Origin of the sequence: Clostridium sp. CX1 (assembly GCF_025398335.1) — a bacterium.
Classification (GTDB): domain Bacteria; phylum Bacillota; class Clostridia; order Clostridiales; family Clostridiaceae; genus Clostridium_AM; species Clostridium_AM tanneri.
On the sequence record NZ_JAODOO010000002.1, the window covers coordinates 23,114 to 39,730 of the forward strand.

Here is a 16,617-nt window from a genome sequence, read left to right on the forward strand (position 1 = left end):
TAGGAAAAAGTGATATACTAAATTTTGTTAAGAAATAAGGGATTCAATATCATAAAAACATTCTCCGATTTTTGTTTTGGAAAATGGTTGTTTGTGAATTGTTAAATGCCCAGTATAAAAACGGAGGTATGTTTAAATGGCAGATAAGACATTAGTTTGTAAAGATTGTGGAAAGGAATTCGTATTTACTGAAGGCGAGCAAGCTTTCTACAAAGAAAAAGGTTTCGAAAATGAACCACAAAGATGTGCTGATTGCAGAAGAGCAAGAAAGCAAGAAAGAAACAACAACAGAAGATACTAATTAGAATTTTCATAGCTGCTAGCTTCGCTGGCAGCTATTTTTGATTTCTATTTTTATGAATGGAATTCTGTTATTTAATAGTGTTGCTGATAACTATATTCTTTATGTATTTTTTACCCACTGTAATAATAAAGTAAATTATGGGAAAACTTTTTTACATAAGTAGAGTTTATATACTATGAAAAACTAAAATTTAATAATCCTTTCTTGGAGAGATGTATTTAGTAACTTAAATAATACAAATAAGAGTTAAAAGGAGAGATTTTTATGGCAGAAACAAAAAAACTTAAAACTAGAGAGCAAATAGATCAAAAGTATAAGTGGAAAGTAGAAAAAATATACGAAAATATAGATGCTTGGGAAGAAGATTTTAAAAGATTAAAGGATATGGCACCGGAACTTACAAGCTACTCAGGAAAACTTATGGAGGGAAAAGAGCTTCTTAATTATATGAAATTGGATGAAGAGGTATCAAGATTAGCAGGTAAGCTGGCAGTTTATGCTCACTTGAAAAATGATGAAGACACAGCTAATCCAACATATCAAGCTTTAAGAGATAAAATATATTCTTATTTTGCAGAGCTTAAAAGCATGCAATCATTTTTTATACCAGAATTATTAAGTATACCGGAGGAAGCTATAAGAAAAGAAATTGAAAAGTTGCCGGAACTTAAGATATACAGCTTTTTCATAGAGGATATATTAAAAATGAAACCTCATGTTCTAACGAGGGAAAAGGAAGAATTGATTGCGGCAGTGTCAGATTGTTTGCAAGCACCAGATAAAATCTACAGTATGCTCTCTGATGCAGATATGACCTTTCCTGTGATTAAGGATGAAAATAACAATGATGTTGAACTTACTGAAGCAAATTATGGAGGATTTATACAATCCAGAGACAGAAGGGTAAGAAAGGATGCTTTTCAAGGACTGTTCAACACTTATAATAAGTTTAATAACACTTTAGGGGCTTCACTAACTTCCTCTATAAAAAATTTCGTATTTATTTCAAAGACTAGAAATTACAGTAGTGCATTAGAGGCTTCTTTAAAACCAAATAATATTCCACTGGAAGTATACGATAACACAATAAACACTGTAAATAACAACTTAAGCTCTCTTCATAGATATGTGAAAGTTAAGAAAAAGCTCTTAGGACTTGAAGAAATTCATATGTATGATTTGTATGTCCCAATAATAGAAAGTCCAGTAGAGCATATAGAATTTGATGAAGCAGTTAAGGTTGTTAAAGAAGGGTTAAAACCTTTAGGAGATGAATATATTAATATTTTTGAAGAAGGTATAAGGGAAGGATGGATAGATATCTATCCTAATAAAGGAAAAAGGGGAGGAGCCTATTCTTCTGGTGATTATGATACCATGCCCTATGTACTTTTAAACTACGATTACAAGTTAAGAGATGCTTCTACGCTGGCACACGAAATGGGTCACTCTATACATTCTTACTACTCAAGAAAAACTCAGCCTTATATATATGCAGATTATTCTCTTTTTGTGGCAGAGGTTGCTTCTACTACTAATGAAAACTTATTAATAGATTATTTAATAGAGAAGGAGCAGGATAGAAATAAAAAGTTATATCTTATAAATCAGCAGTTAGAACAAATAAGAACTACTGTGTTCAGACAGGTTATGTTTGCTGAATTTGAAAAGATAACTCATGAAAACATAGAAAAGGGAGTGCCGCTAACTTCAAAGGATTTAAGTAATATATGGCACGACTTAAATGTAAAGTATTTTGGACCAGAGATGGTGGTAGATAATGAAATAGATATCGAATGGGCTAGAATACCTCATTTTTATAGAGATTTTTATGTTTATCAATATGCAACGGGATACGCAGCAGCTAATTCCTTTGCTAAAGAAATACTTAAAAACGGTGAAAAAGCTGTAGAGTTGTATAAAGGCTTTTTAAAAAGTGGTTCTAGCGATTATCCTATAAATGTACTTAAAAGAGCGGGAGTTGATATGACTACCCCTAAACCTCTAGAAGATACCATAAACAGATTTAATGAACTTCTTGATATGCTAGAAGGGTAGAATTAAGTGGTAATAGATTTAAATCTATTGCCACTTAAAAGTTTTAAGTGCTATGATATGGTACCGAAGACATTTTAATTATGACCTTCCAGTAAAAAAGATATATAATAATATTAAATAATATAAGCTTAAGTGATATAATAATTTTAGTTGCACTCTTTAACAAATAGATAAATTTTACTGAAGGGGAAAGGGGATAAAATTGAATAAGTATATAAAATATCTTACGTCAGCCTTAACTGTAGCAATTATCTATAATAGTTCAGTACTAGCCAATCCTAGTACTTTGAGTGAAAATTCAAATACACCAACTAATAATGCTCAAGGACAAAATGTAGATAGTACTTTGGAAAGTAAAATTCAGAAGCTAGAAGTAACTGTAGAGAAGCTTGATAGCGAAATAGAGGAAACATTAAGAGCCTTAGAAGAGAATAAAACTGAAATAGCTAAGGTTGAATCTGAAATTAGTAGACTAGAAAATAGAATAAAGGATTCGGAAAATAGTATAAACGACCACAGAGACCTATTGAAGAAGAGAGCCAGAGCCTTTTATGTTAATGGGCTAAATGGCTATTTAGATATAATTATGAACTCAGAAAACTTTAATGATTTTATCACAAGAATTGATTCTGTAAACAGAATTTTAAACTTTGATGAAAATATTATTGAAGATTTAAATAATAAGAAAGAAATCATAGTAAAAGAGAAGGAAAAGCTACAGGAAAAAAACAAATTGCTTACTAGTTTAAAAGTTGATAATGAGAAAAAGTTAGACAAGCTCAATAAAGACAAAGAAGAGCAAAAAAAACTAATAGAGCAATTACAACTTCAATTAAGTGTTTATAACTTAAATGGACAGGGCTTTACTGGTATTACATCTAAAGAATTTGCACCGGCTAGTAATAATGAAATCGTAAATTATGCTTATAATTTTTTAGGTATACCATATCTTTGGGGAGGAACTACACCATCAGGTTTTGATTGCTCAGGACTTGTACAGTATATTTACAGCCATTTTGGTGTTTCCATTACAAGAACTACCTATGAACAGATAAAGGATGGGGTAGAGGTGCAGAGAGATAAGCTCCAGCCTGGAGATTTAGTTTTCTTTGGAACTAAAGAGGATCCTCACCATGTAGGTATGTATATAGGCGATGGAAGGTATATACATGCTCCTAGAACTGGTGATGTGGTAAAAATTTCATCTCTAAGTAGTAGAGGCGATTATCTAACAGCTAGAAGGGTTAAATAAAGATAAAAAAGTGGACTGAGGTCTGCTTTTTTGTTTTTTGTTTAAAATTTGTTGTTTAATAAATTTTAAAATAAAAATTGTAGTATTAACACAGAATATTATATAGAATTGGAGTAGAAATTTTATCATTTTCAAAAACTATTTTCTACTTAATATGGAGGATTGATCTAGCTTTGAGAGGCAAGAGTTTAAGATTTTTTACTATAGTTATATTCAGTGTATGCATAATAGTAGGTATCCATAGTTATGCTACTGCAGCTTTTATGACTCCTATACAGGAAGATAATGAAAAGGTTATACTAATTGACCCTGGGCATGGAGGAATAGATGGAGGTGCCGAATCTAAAAAAGGTATTATTGAAAAAGACATTAATCTAAGTATCAGTTTAAAGTTAAGGGAAAAGTTAAAAGATAAGGGATACACTGTTGTTATGACCAGAGAAAGGGATATTGGGCTTTATTCGAAAGGTGGAAGTATAAGTAAAAAGAAACGTGAAGATTTAGAGAACAGATGCCGAATTAAGAAAGAATCTAATTGTGATATATTTGTAAGTATTCATCAGAATTTCTTTACAGAGAGCAATTATTACGGAGCACAGGTGTGGTATTCCAGAAGTGAAAGTAGTGAAAAGTTAGCACATATAATCCAAGAAAATTTTAGAAGAGATTTGGATAAAAATAATAACCGTATTGAAAAACCAGCTGGAAGTTCCTATAAGATACTAAGATGCTATTCTAGCGTACCTTCAGTGATTGTAGAGTGTGGATTTTTGACTAATCCACAGGAGGCAAAGAAATTGATAAATGAAGAGTATCAGGACAAGATAGCGGATTCTTTAGCAAAATCCATAGAAGAGTTTTTTAAGAACGATGATCAAATACTATGAATTTATGACCTTAGGAGATATATCTTGCAAAAACTTCCTAAGTGAGATAGGGTATTATTTTAAATATCTAGCACAAAATAATTTATGTAATACTATATATTAATAGGAAAGAGGGGTACAGTAAATGAATGCAACTTTAATGGCACCAAATGCTCAATACCAATCCTGTATGGACGCACTTAATAAGTGTGCGCAACTTTGTCAAGAATGCTTAAGGCTTTGTTTAGAAGAACCAGATATGAATATGAGAGAACATTGTATGCTTGACTTGATGGACTGTGCTGAAGTATGTTCAACAGCAGCTTGCGCTATGGCAAGAAGAAGTAAACATTTAAAAGAAATATTAAATTTATGTTCTACAATTTGTGAAGAATGTGCATCAGAATGCAATAGATTTAAAAGTGAACACAATAATTTATGTGCTGATGCTTGTCGTCACTGTGCAGAGGAATGTAGAAAAGTAATGACTATGTAACTGCAAATTTATTAGTATTAAAAGTAATGTGTAACAAAGTATTTGTTTTTGAATATTATGTTAGTAAACAAAGGATAAAAGTGAATAAGTACTAGTACGATTTTTACTGGAATAAAGGAGCAGAGGAAAACAGTCCTCTGCTCTAGTTTTAATTAACGGATTTACAAATATTTATCAAGTTATCTTTTGATATATTGCCAGTCAGTGAATACTGAACATTACCTTTATTCCAAAGAACTTGAGTAATTGTAGTATTAGAATTTGAGTTTTCCGTTGTTTCCGTAACCCATACCTTTAAGCCATCAATACTAGTTGCTTTGCCACTTATAGTATATTTAGTGTTCTGATTTTGGGTTATTTTAAAATAGGTATTATTTGAGCTGAACGTCAATCTTACATATTTTTCTTTGCTGTCTCTAGATATAGATATATCTGTAAGCTCAAAGCCTTCTGGTATGTATGAGGGGAGCAAAACTTTACTTCCCCAGTATTCTTCTGCTTCTGCTAAGGTCAATATGTCAGGCCTTTCCTTTGCTAATTTATTTTCAGAAGAGGAAATAGAGTTAACTTCTTTTTTTTGGTCATCAGAAGGACTTGCTTTTGTAACATCCTCAATTTTAGTGTCACTTCTATCTTTAGAAATTGAAACTTCTAAGGTATCTTGCTTAGAAAGAACTATATCATCAGATATCAAATTGGCATTTTCAGTTGTTGATGATGGAGATTTATCTGAGGTTTTAGTATCCTTACTAACTGTGTAATCTAGTTTTTTGTATTCCTCAGAAGAACTTTTAGGGATGTTTGTACTAAATTTGGTAGCATTAATATTGTTGTCCTCTTTTACGCTGTCGTTAAAGTTTTGATTGACTGTTAGGTTTGGTGAAGTATCATTTATTTTGTGTTCATCTTTTGATATTAGTTTGCTATTTACGTCACTAATGGTAGTTGTTTTATTTTTCAAGTTACTGTTACTAATCTGGGAAAAATGCTGATACCCAAGAAGAGATATTATTATTGTAACAGTAGATAATGAAGCCGCAAGTAAAGGCTTAACTATTTTATTTTTTTCTTCAGTCTTTAACTCTAAGGGTTTAATCTTTAACTCATCATAGAGAAAGGAATCATTAGAAATTGTTTCTAGGTTTTTTAGGGTATTCTTCATATTCATCTTCCTATTCAGAATATTTTGCTTTTATTGATTTAAATATCACACTTATTCTAAAGTTAATATGAACTTTAAAAAACAAGCTCAGTATAAATATATGCTATTTAACACAGCTTCATAACATGCCATAGTCTAATACATAGAGATTGTTATTTTCGTCATGTCCAAAAGTACTGATTTTGCTATATTCATGTTGTAATTCTGGTGATTTAGTAACCCAGGTACTTTTGAAATTCTCTAGAATATGAAAGAACTTTGATTCATTAGAGAATTTTCGGCCGCTATTAATACAACTGTATATGGTTTCATCAGAGTCATCTTTTGTTGACAAAGGAGTTAGAAGTTTATGAATTGTTAAATATAAAAACCTGCTTTCATAGATTGCGTACACTGGACAGAATATTTCCCTAAAATGTTCAAGTCTTTTATCTGTTGAATTATATATATTAAATTCATTTAGACATTGATCAGCGCCAACAGGCAACCTGGAACCAGTAGCATCTGAAGAAGTTTTAACTATGAAGTTATCAACACGATATACGCACCGCATAGATCTAGAAATTAAACTCTTTCGATTTAGCTTGCTAAGTAATTTATTGCTTGTGGTTTTATTTTTTCCTAATTTCATATCATGGTCAAGTAAAAACCTTTCTATTTCTTTTAAATGGTCATTCATAAGCTTCGCCTCCCATCCTAATAACTTATATTTATTTTACTGGTAGGATAGGCATTTTGACAATAGATTTATGAGGAAAAAGTGTAAAGAAATTGTAAAGATTTATTCATATAATAGATAATTGGGAAAAGTCTGAAAAATTAACAATTGCTTATAGATTATTATTTAAGATAAAAAATGCAAAAAAGTATAAAAGTCTGATAAAAATATCAGGCTTAATCTTTGCAAAATAAATTTTATTATATATGATAATTGGTTAAACCTTTATTAAGGTGAATTGCTCTAGATATTGAAAAATCATATTTTAGCATTTTTATAGATTTATGCTTGGCTAATAAATTACCTATTTGAAGCTGCTCAAAATCATAGTATTCAAGGTTATGAGTATCTGAGCCTACGGATATTTGTATATTATTTTGTTTTAGTTTTTTAAAAAATCTATTTGTTCTCCAGCTGTCTCTAGAACGGACTAATTTACTAAAGTATTCGTATCCGTCGTTGACGTTTAATTCCCAGAATAAATTGTTTTCCTTTAACATATTGATTAATGGCTTTAAACCATAAATCCTACTGTAATAAAGCAAGTCAGTGTGAGCAAGACCTATTTTGCAGCAAAATTTAGAACTATACTCTTTTAATTCTGAAAACTTTATGCTGTTTTTAAAACAATCTATATATTCAAATAATACATAATCAAGTTTATTCAGTTCATCATAAGGTAAATTCTTTATATCACAGAGTTCTGTATCCATAGATAACTCTATTCCTGCATAAACCTGAATATCATGCCTGTAGCTGTCTTTCAATTGATTTATATTTTCTATATATTCCTTCAATTGGTGATTTTGCAGTGAGTTGCATTTTGAAGTGTTAAAATGATCAGAAATGCCTACTGCTGTCATACCATTTTTGACAGCGTTTTTTATAATTATATCTGCAGTATGGCTTCCGTCAGACCAGATAGTATGATTATGCAAATCCATAAGATCTATTGAATTTAAATTCATAAACAATACCTCTTTTCAAAATTGAGTATATTCAGAAAATAAAGTGATCATATTTATATAATATACCTAAAAATAAGAAATGTAAATGTCCTATGGGATATTCATGACACAGAATATTGACTAGAAAAAATCATGTAAATACATATAAAGAATTAAAAATATTAATAACAGTATACGAATTCTTGCAAATAGGATGTTATAATTTGAGAGGATTAGGTTACTGGACATTAGACCAATCTTTCTCTCAAAGCTAAAGGATTTTAGATAATATATTCAAGATAAGGAAAGTTATTAGATAGTTTTGGTAAAAACAAAGAGGTTGTTGAAAATCCAACAACCTCCCTTTTTATATCATTTTATTCTTTAATAATAAGAGAAAACCATTCTATCAACTCTTAAAGCGACAGTCTTGGACCAAAGCCATTTGTTTGTTGTACTATCATCAAAGTAATATAAGGCACCCTTTGTTGGATCAGCTCCAGAAAGTGCTTCTAAAGCAGCCTTTCTATCTTCTGCAGTTGCAGGCTTGTTAATCATTCCGTTAACAACTGGTGTAAACTGATAGTAACCTGCATCCTTTTGATATACTACAGATGTCACGGTGCTAGGGAAACGTGAATCTTGAACTCTATTCACAACTACAGCTCCTACTGCAACTTTAGCAGTATAAGGTTGTCCTTCAGCTTCAGCCTTTATTAACCTTGCAAGTAGGTCTATTTCAGCCTCTGTATGGGAAATAACTGAGGCAGAAGCTTGTCCGCTATTTGGAGATACAGAAGTATAGTTATTACTAGGTATATTTAGAGTCTGACCTAAATATAGTAGATTGTCCCATTTGTTGTTAGCCTTTCTTAGAGAATCAACAGAAACACCAAAGTTCTGTGCTATTAGATAAAGACTATCTCCGCTTTTAACCGTATAAGTTTGACTTGAAACCTTTAATACCTGTCCTGGATATATTAAGGTGCTTGAAAGATTATTGTTCTGCATGATAGTATTTGCAGCAGTGCTAAAAAGTCTTCCTATTTTGTATAGTGAGTCTCCTGATTGAACTGTGTAACTAGCTGCATGTACAGATTGAATTGACAATAGTGATAATGACATAGTCATCAGTAAAGCTTTGATCTTTTTTGATTTAATCATAAGTTTATCCTCCTCTTTTGCCTCCGAGGTTAGTTGACGGGTTCGGGTTGAGGTCCCCTACTTTATATATATAAAGATTCACCCCTATTAATAAATCCCCCGTACTCCATAAGGAGATTCGGCTTGCTTTTGCAAGTGTTATTGTAACAAGATTCCCAGATTAATTCCATATGAGATTAATGGAATGCTAGGAATATTTATCATGTAGTTACATTTAGAGGAATACAATTAAAACTATACTTAAGCTTCATTATAAATTTTAAAACTAAATTTATAAGTTTTTAATAAAGGTTATAAATATGTAAAAATAAATTTTGAAGTTAACAAAAAATATACAATTGTTAATCATATGAATAATGTTTCGTAAATATATATCAAAAAGAGGGTCAAAAATGAAAGAATAATGTCGAATATGAATAAAAAGTAGTTGACACTTGCAAAGGTCTTTGATAGTATTAGCTATAGAGATTAATAATTATTCATTTTATAATTAAGGGGGAACTATAGATGAAGAAAATTTTAACAAAACTATTAATAGTATCAGCAGTGGCAGTTGGACTAGTGGGATGCGGAAATAGTAGTACTGCCACTAATGCTGATTCAAACAAAAAGTTCAGCAAAAAATATAGTATAGCAACAGATGTAACTTTTGCACCTTTTGAGTTTCAAAAGGATGGAAAGTATACAGGTATAGACATTGAACTATTAGAGGCTATTTCAAAAACTGAAGGTTTTGAATATGAGTTAAAACCAATGGACTTTAAAGGTATAATACCTGCACTTCAGTCAAATCAAATTGATGGTGCTATTGCTGGCATGAGCATTACAGATGAAAGAAAAAAGGTTTTAGATATGTCTGAAGGATATTTTGAGTCTGGTGTTTCTGCTGTAGTTAAAAAGGATAACGATAAGATAAAGACAGAATCAGATTTTAAAGGAAAAGTTGTTGCAGTTAAAAAAGGAACAAGTGGTTCCAAGTATGCAGAAGAAAATAAAGACAAGCTTGGTTTTACAGTTAAGTACTTTAATGATTCACCTTCTATGATGCAGGAGGTTAAAAATGGAAATGCAGATTTAGCTTTTGAAGATTACCCTGTAGTTGGATATGCGATAACTGTAGATGAAAATTCAGGACTAAAAATAGTTGGAGATAAGTTAACAAAGCAAGACTATGGATTTGCTGTTAAAAAGGGAAGTAATAAAGAGCTGATGGATGCTTTCAATGATGGATTAAAGAAACTTAAAGAAAGCGGAGAGTATGATAAGATTATACAGAAATACATAAAGAAATAGCATTACTATAATAAAACTTTATCTAATATGAATAAAATAGTGGTGGTATATGAATCTTTATTGAAGAATTTATATACCACCATTAAAAGTTTGTTTCTTTATATCATCAAATACATAGTAGCATATAAAAATCCAGTTTTAAGTTACAAAAAAACTTGAACCGGAGTTTTTTAGCAGATAATTTAATTCTTGTAGATTTAGGAGGGTGAATAGCTTGGATTTAATGGCTTTATTTAAAGAGAGTTTACCAGATCTTTTGTCTGGATTAGGAGTTACTTTAGAAGTAACGGTAATATCCCTTATACTTGCCAGCGTACTAGGATTGTTATTTGGAATGATGTCCATTAGTACAAATAAAGTTTTAAAGGGCATAGCTAGAGTATATGTGGATATAATAAGAGGTACACCTTTAATAGTACAAGCATTCTTTATATACTTTGGTATTCCAGGGGCTTTGAATGTGAAGATACCAGCTTTTACAGCAGGGGTAATAGCTATTAGTTTGAATGCCGGTGCTTATATGGTAGAAATTTTTAGAGCAGGAATAATGGCTGTGGACAAAGGTCAGATGGAAGCGGCAAGAAGTCTAGGTCTTCCCTATGGGAAAACTATGAAGTTTGTTATATTACCACAAGCAGTAAGGAAGATGGTTCCAGCTTTTATAAATCAGTTTATTATATCGTTAAAAGACACATCTCTTCTATCTGTAATAGGAATTAGAGAGCTTACTCAAAGCGGTGAGATTATAATTGCCTCTAATTACCGTGCCTTTGAAACATGGGCTTTCGTTGCAGTATTTTACTTTGTGATAATTATGCTGTTGACTTATGCATCAAGAGGGGTGGAAAGGAGATTAAAGATATGATAGAAGTGAAAGGACTTGAAAAGAAATTTGATGAACTTACTGTTTTGAAGGGAATAGATTTTGCTGTAAATGAAGGAGAAGTAGTGTGTCTCATAGGCCCTTCTGGGTCAGGTAAAAGTACAGTACTAAGATGCCTAAACAAGCTTGAGGAAATAAATGGAGGAACTGTTCTAATTGATGGACAAGACATAAATGAAAAGGGAGTTAATATAAACAGGTTAAGGGAAAAGCTAGGTATGGTTTTTCAATCCTTTAATCTATTTCCTCATTTAACAGCATTTCAAAATATAACTTTAGCGCCTGTAGAATTAAATAAAGTGTCAAAGAAGGAGGCAGAAGAGAAGGCCTATAAGTTATTAGAGAAAGTAGGGCTAAGTGATAAGGCTCATGTTTATCCTGATAATCTATCTGGAGGACAAAAGCAGAGGGTAGCTATAGCAAGAGCATTAGCTATGGAGCCTGAAATAATGTTATTTGATGAACCTACATCAGCTTTAGACCCTGAAATGGTAGGAGAGGTACTTCAGGTAATGAAAGATTTAGCAAAGGAAGGAATGACTATGATGGTAGTTACCCACGAAATGGGTTTTGCTAAAGAAGTTGCCAACAGGGTACTATTTATGGCTGATGGATACATTGTTGAAGAAGGTACTCCAGAAGAGATTTTTGGAAATCCAAAGAATGATAGAACAAAGGATTTTTTAGGCAAAGTGCTATAGAAAGTTAAACTGTTTCTTTATTATATGCTATTTTACATAGTAAAATCAGCAGATCTACAATAGGGATAAGGTAATTGTTTTTAATCCACCGGCTTAATACTAGCAGTGGATTTTTTATTTGCAAGAAATTATATAGAAACTTTTATTAATCTGTCAAATTATATAGAAAAAGAAAAGGGTATCTTAATAAAATGCAAAAAAATAAGGTTTACATATGTCATAATGTTAAAAAACTACGTCGAATATTGACGATTATTTAAGAAACTGGTACTATAAATATATAATTTATATTTACATATTTAAAAGGGGGAATTACAAATGAAAAAAATGATAGCAAAAATATCAATAGTTGCAGCAATCGCTGTAGGATTAATAGGATGTGGAAACAAAAGTGTAAGTACAAATACTGATTCGAATAAAAAATTTGATAAAAAATATATAATAGCTACCGATGCTACTTATGCTCCATTTTCTTTTGAAAAAGACGGCAAGTATACTGGTATAGATGTTGATATTTTAGATGCAGTAGCAAAGGTTGAGGGTTTTCAATATGAGTTGAAACCTATGGATTTTAAGGGAATAATTCCTGCTATACAATCAAATCAAATAGATGGTGCAATAGCAGGTATGGGAATTACAGATGAAAGAAAAAAGGTTCTAGATATGTCAGTAGGTTACTATGAAGCGGGAATTGCTGCAGTTGTTAAAGAAGATAATGACAAGATAAAGTCGGAAGAAGATTTTAAAGGTAAAGTTTTTGCAGTTAAGAAAGGAACTTCTGGAGCAAAATATGCTGAAACAAATAAAGACAGACTAGGAGTAACTGTTAAATATTTTAATGATACGCCATCAATGATGCAGGAAGTAAAAAATAGAAATGCTGATGTAACCTTTGAAGACTACCCTGTTGTTGCATATATGATTTCTGTAAATCCTGATTCTGGTTTAAAGATAGCAGGAGATAAGTTAACAAAACAAGATTTTGGCTTTGCAGTAAAAAAAGGTGATAACAAAGAATTGATGAGTGCATTTAATGATGGACTTAACAAAATAAAAGCAAATGGGGAATATGACAAGATTATATCAAAGTATATTAAGAAGTAGTATTTATTTTAAGAAACTAGTTGGATAGTGTGTGAAGTTTAATTATATATAAGAGTTAAAATTTTGTTTAAAGATAGGATTATATACAGAGAAATTAAGCAATAAACACATTATTAATAAGAGAAGGAGTTGAAGGGATTTGGATATAATTGCCCTATTTAAAGAGAGTTTACCAGACCTTTTATCAGGTCTTGGAGTAACTATAGAAATAACGATAGTTTCCTTGATACTTGCAAGTTTATTGGGGCTATTATTTGGAATGATGTCCATTAGTAGTAATAAAGCTTTAAAAGGTATGGCTAGAGCTTATGTGGATATAATAAGAGGAACACCACTAATAGTACAAGCATTTTTTATATACTTTGGCATACCTGGTGCTTTAGGCATTAAAATACCAGCTTTTACTGCAGGAGTAGTAGCCATTAGTTTAAATGCCGGTGCTTACATGGTAGAAATCTTTAGAGCAGGTATAATGGCAGTGGACAAAGGTCAGATGGAAGCTGCTAGAAGTTTAGGTCTCCCTCATAGAAAGACTATGAGATTAATTATACTACCACAGGCAGTAAGAAAAATGGTGCCAGCCTTTATAAATCAATTTATTATATCTCTAAAGGATACATCCCTTCTTTCTGTAATAGGAATTAGAGAGCTTACTCAAAGCGGAGAGATAATAATTGCTTCAAATTATCGTGCTTTTGAAACATGGGCCTTTGTTGCAATATTTTATTTTGTTATAATTATGTTGTTAACTTACGCCTCTAGAGGTTTAGAAAGGAGACTAAAGATATGATAGAAGTAAAGGGACTTAAGAAGAAATTTAATGAGCTTACAGTTTTGAAGGGAATAGATTTTACTGTAAGTCAAGGTGAAGTAGTTTGCTTAATAGGTCCATCTGGCTCAGGGAAGAGCACAGTACTTAGATGTCTAAACAAACTGGAGGATATAAATGAAGGCACTGTACTTATAGATGGGCAGGATATAAATGAAAAAGGTATAGATATAAACAAACTAAGAGAAAAGTTAGGTATGGTATTTCAGTCTTTTAATCTCTTTCCTCATTTAACTGTACTTCAAAACATAACCTTGGCACCAGTAGAACTTGGGAAAATGTCTAAAAAAGAAGCTGGGGAAAAGGCATATATGTTACTTGAAAAGGTAGGATTAAGAGAAAAAGCAGAGGTTTATCCAGACAATCTATCTGGAGGACAAAAGCAGAGAGTAGCTATAGCAAGGGCTTTAGCTATGGAACCTGAAATAATGTTATTTGATGAACCTACTTCAGCTCTAGATCCTGAAATGGTAGGAGAAGTGCTTCAAGTAATGAAGGATTTAGCAAAGGAAGGAATGACCATGATAGTAGTTACTCATGAAATGGGCTTTGCTAAGGAAGTTGCTAATAGAGTATTGTTCATGGCTGATGGATATATTGTTGAAGAGGGTACTCCAACAGAAATTTTCGGGAATCCGAAGAATGATAGGACAAAGGATTTCCTAAGTAAGATATTATAAAGTAAGAAAGCTCCCAAAATTCCGTGGGAGTTTTTTTATTGTCTTATTTTATGAAGAACTTCAACTTTGTAACAAATAAACAGCTTAGCTCATACTATGATATTATGGTTAAAATATTTTAATTTATTTGTTATCACGTAAAAATTTTTAGCAATAAAGAATCTATCAAAGGGAAGGGTGAAAATAAGTGTATTGTTATGGATGGCCACAGGTAATTCAGGAAAATGATGTACTTTATGGTAATCTAGGGGACAATGTTAAGCAAAGGTCTAAATACCACAAAATGAACATAAATGGAAAGGGAATGGTTGCAGTACAACCAGATATTGCTGTAATAACTTTAGGGGTAGAAACACAAAATAAAGAATTAAGAGTTGCTCAGAATGAAAATGCCATAGTTTCAAGTAGAATAATTAGTACTCTTGTAGGAATGGGAATTGAGGAAGAGGATATAAAAACGGATACGTATAACATTAGTCCTCAATATGATTATGTTGAAGGAAAGCAAATTTTTAGAGGCTATAGAGTAATACACACTTTTAGGATAACAGTAAAAAATATAAAACAAACTGGCGAAATAGTAGATGCTGCAGTGGCTGCTGGAGCTAATACGGTAAGCAACATCAATTTCACTATATCAAATCCTAGGGTATATTATAATGAAGCACTAAAGTTAGCGCTGAAGGATGCTGTAGTCAAGGCTCAAAGCATTGAGAGTTCATTAGGGGTAATAGTTAATAAGACTCCCGTCAGCATAACTGAGGAAAGCCAAGGGTATGCACCGGTGTCGGAAAGAGTTTTATATGCCACATCAGCAGATACTACCACACCGATAAGAGAGGGACAAATCCAGGTAAATGCTAGTATAAAAGCAATTTTTGTTTACTATGATAGAGTATAAACTTCTCATATCTTTGAGCTAAATATGTATTATAGACAATAATATCTTGAATTTAAACTTTTATGTGAGCATATACTAACTCTAGTACTTTAATTACTAAAGAATAGGGGAGATAGCCATGGATAATAATAAATCAAAAATCTTGAAAGTAAAAAAGAATCCTCAGGGAGATATTACAGATGTTATGCTGGAAAATGGAAATGTTTATTCTATAGATGAAGCCATTATGATGGCAAAGGATCATCTTATAGAGGGAGTAAATGTAGGAACAGCAAGGAATGGAAGACAGTACTTAAGAAGTAATCCAAATGATAACGAAAGTGATAATTTAGATAATATTGAAACTTTCTAAATATCTCAATTAAATTAGACCTTTAATATAGTAATGCTAAAATTACTATATTAAAGGTCTTTAGCTTATATAGTATTATGTAAGCAGAATAATTAAGTTCACTTTAGAAATTATTTAGTATAAAATATAAGTATTAGGAATAGAATATTTACTATTTTATCAATTTAAAAGAAGGTTGAAGCTATGCTAGATAAGAGTAATAATAAGTTAAAAAAGTTAATAGGTGAAGTTGAGAAAGAATTACTAAAGAAAATAGAGGTTAAAAGTATTAATCCTTTTGATTCTGTTAAGGTACAGTTTGTTCCTAAGGGTTGGCTGTTATTAGGTACAGGGAATTATGCCGCTGTATTATGTCATAAAGATTTTCAAGACTTTGCTGTAAAAATATATGCAGAAGGACGACCAGGCATTGAGGATGAAATAAAAGTATATGAGAAGCTAGGCAGTCATCCAGCATACTCTGAGTGTTATCACTATGGAAGTAATTACCTAATACTAAAACGTTTAAAGGGAATAAATCTTTATGAATGTTTAAGAAAAGGAATAAGAATTGACGAACAAGTTATTATTGATATTGATAACGCATTAAATTATGCCCAAAAACAGGGGTTATACCCTCATGACGTACATGCGAAAAATGTAATGATGCTAGATGGTAGAGGAGTTGTAGCTGATGTGTCTGACTTCAACAAAAGGGAATATTGCTCAATGTGGAAGCATCTAAAAAAAGCATATTATAAGATATATTATAAATCAGTATATAAAGTAACTATGCCTATTCCAACTATCTTTTTAGAATTGGTGAGAAAGTTCTATAGACTTTACACTACTTTATGCAAGTTTAAATCAAGTAAAATTTCCACTCCAGGTGGGTTTTAGTTAGATAGCAAAATTAATAATTTAAAAT

At 31.4% G+C, this 16,617-nt stretch carries 18 protein-coding genes and 1 riboswitch; of the genes, 14 read left to right on the top strand and 4 right to left on the bottom strand.

The window, feature by feature from the left end:
* Positions 1 to 136: 136 nt before the first annotated feature.
* From N4T77_RS01915 to N4T77_RS01935, 5 genes are all read left to right on the top strand, one after another.
* A complete protein-coding gene (locus N4T77_RS01915) occupies positions 137 to 301 on the top strand; it encodes a zinc-ribbon domain-containing protein (RefSeq protein ID WP_261670037.1) in 165 nt (54 codons plus the stop codon).
* Between the two features lie 267 nt (positions 302 to 568).
* Positions 569 to 2,362: an oligoendopeptidase F gene (gene pepF / locus N4T77_RS01920; RefSeq protein ID WP_261670039.1), complete on the top strand. Its 1,794-nt coding sequence runs from the start codon at positions 569 to 571 to the stop codon at positions 2,360 to 2,362.
* 202 nt (positions 2,363 to 2,564) lie between these two features.
* Positions 2,565 to 3,614 carry an NlpC/P60 family protein gene (locus tag N4T77_RS01925; protein ID WP_261670041.1) on the top strand — a complete coding sequence of 350 codons (1,050 nt, stop codon included), beginning with the start codon at positions 2,565 to 2,567 and terminating at the stop codon, positions 3,612 to 3,614.
* Positions 3,615 to 3,787: 173 nt separating this feature from the next.
* Positions 3,788 to 4,501 carry an N-acetylmuramoyl-L-alanine amidase CwlD gene (gene cwlD, locus N4T77_RS01930; protein ID WP_261670044.1) on the top strand — a complete coding sequence of 238 codons (714 nt, stop codon included), beginning with the start codon at positions 3,788 to 3,790 and terminating at the stop codon, positions 4,499 to 4,501.
* A gap of 124 nt (positions 4,502 to 4,625) precedes the next feature.
* Entirely contained in the window at positions 4,626 to 4,976 is a 351-nt protein-coding gene (locus N4T77_RS01935; protein ID WP_261670045.1) for a four-helix bundle copper-binding protein, read from the top strand.
* Positions 4,977 to 5,124: 148 nt separating this feature from the next.
* Here the strand turns inward: N4T77_RS01935 and N4T77_RS01940 are convergent, their stop codons facing one another.
* The 4 genes from N4T77_RS01940 to N4T77_RS01955 form a co-directional block, all read right to left on the bottom strand.
* A complete protein-coding gene (locus tag N4T77_RS01940) occupies positions 5,125 to 6,138 on the bottom strand; it encodes a DUF4367 domain-containing protein (RefSeq protein ID WP_261670046.1) in 1,014 nt (337 codons plus the stop codon).
* Between the two features lie 118 nt (positions 6,139 to 6,256).
* Entirely contained in the window at positions 6,257 to 6,817 is a 561-nt protein-coding gene (locus N4T77_RS01945; RefSeq protein ID WP_261670047.1) for a hypothetical protein, read from the bottom strand.
* A 239-nt stretch (positions 6,818 to 7,056) separates the two neighbouring features.
* Positions 7,057 to 7,824: a CpsB/CapC family capsule biosynthesis tyrosine phosphatase gene (locus N4T77_RS01950; RefSeq protein ID WP_261670048.1), complete on the bottom strand. Its 768-nt coding sequence runs from the start codon at positions 7,822 to 7,824 to the stop codon at positions 7,057 to 7,059.
* A gap of 363 nt (positions 7,825 to 8,187) precedes the next feature.
* Positions 8,188 to 8,967, bottom strand: coding sequence for a LysM peptidoglycan-binding domain-containing protein (locus N4T77_RS01955; RefSeq protein ID WP_261670049.1), 780 nt, complete (start codon positions 8,965 to 8,967; stop codon positions 8,188 to 8,190).
* A gap of 3 nt (positions 8,968 to 8,970) precedes the next feature.
* Positions 8,971 to 9,101: riboswitch (cyclic di-AMP (ydaO/yuaA leader) on the bottom strand.
* Between the two features lie 373 nt (positions 9,102 to 9,474).
* On the opposite strand from N4T77_RS01955, the gene N4T77_RS01960 reads away from it, so the two are divergent.
* The 9 genes from N4T77_RS01960 to N4T77_RS02000 all read left to right on the top strand — a co-directional run bounded on the left by N4T77_RS01960 (position 9,475) and on the right by N4T77_RS02000 (position 16,589).
* Positions 9,475 to 10,260, top strand: coding sequence for a transporter substrate-binding domain-containing protein (locus tag N4T77_RS01960; RefSeq protein WP_261670050.1), 786 nt, complete (start codon positions 9,475 to 9,477; stop codon positions 10,258 to 10,260).
* Between the two features lie 214 nt (positions 10,261 to 10,474).
* Positions 10,475 to 11,125, top strand: coding sequence for an amino acid ABC transporter permease (locus N4T77_RS01965; RefSeq protein WP_261670051.1), 651 nt, complete (start codon positions 10,475 to 10,477; stop codon positions 11,123 to 11,125).
* A complete protein-coding gene (locus tag N4T77_RS01970; RefSeq protein WP_261670052.1) occupies positions 11,122 to 11,844 on the top strand; it encodes an amino acid ABC transporter ATP-binding protein in 723 nt (240 codons plus the stop codon). Before N4T77_RS01965 ends, N4T77_RS01970 begins: the two co-directional genes overlap by 4 nt.
* A gap of 318 nt (positions 11,845 to 12,162) precedes the next feature.
* Entirely contained in the window at positions 12,163 to 12,948 is a 786-nt protein-coding gene (locus N4T77_RS01975) for a transporter substrate-binding domain-containing protein (protein ID WP_261670053.1), read from the top strand.
* A 139-nt stretch (positions 12,949 to 13,087) separates the two neighbouring features.
* Positions 13,088 to 13,738 (top strand): amino acid ABC transporter permease, encoded by a 651-nt coding sequence (locus N4T77_RS01980; RefSeq protein ID WP_261670054.1) that lies wholly within the window; start codon positions 13,088 to 13,090, stop codon positions 13,736 to 13,738.
* On the top strand, positions 13,735 to 14,457 hold the full coding sequence (locus N4T77_RS01985) for an amino acid ABC transporter ATP-binding protein (RefSeq protein ID WP_261670055.1): 723 nt from the start codon (positions 13,735 to 13,737) through the stop codon (positions 14,455 to 14,457). Before N4T77_RS01980 ends, N4T77_RS01985 begins: the two co-directional genes overlap by 4 nt.
* Before the next feature lie 187 nt (positions 14,458 to 14,644).
* A complete protein-coding gene (locus tag N4T77_RS01990; protein ID WP_261670056.1) occupies positions 14,645 to 15,358 on the top strand; it encodes an SIMPL domain-containing protein in 714 nt (237 codons plus the stop codon).
* 118 nt (positions 15,359 to 15,476) lie between these two features.
* A complete protein-coding gene (locus N4T77_RS01995) occupies positions 15,477 to 15,710 on the top strand; it encodes a DUF3892 domain-containing protein (protein WP_261670057.1) in 234 nt (77 codons plus the stop codon).
* Positions 15,711 to 15,893: 183 nt separating this feature from the next.
* Positions 15,894 to 16,589, top strand: coding sequence for a serine/threonine protein kinase (locus tag N4T77_RS02000; protein ID WP_261670058.1), 696 nt, complete (start codon positions 15,894 to 15,896; stop codon positions 16,587 to 16,589).
* Positions 16,590 to 16,617 lie beyond the last annotated feature (28 nt).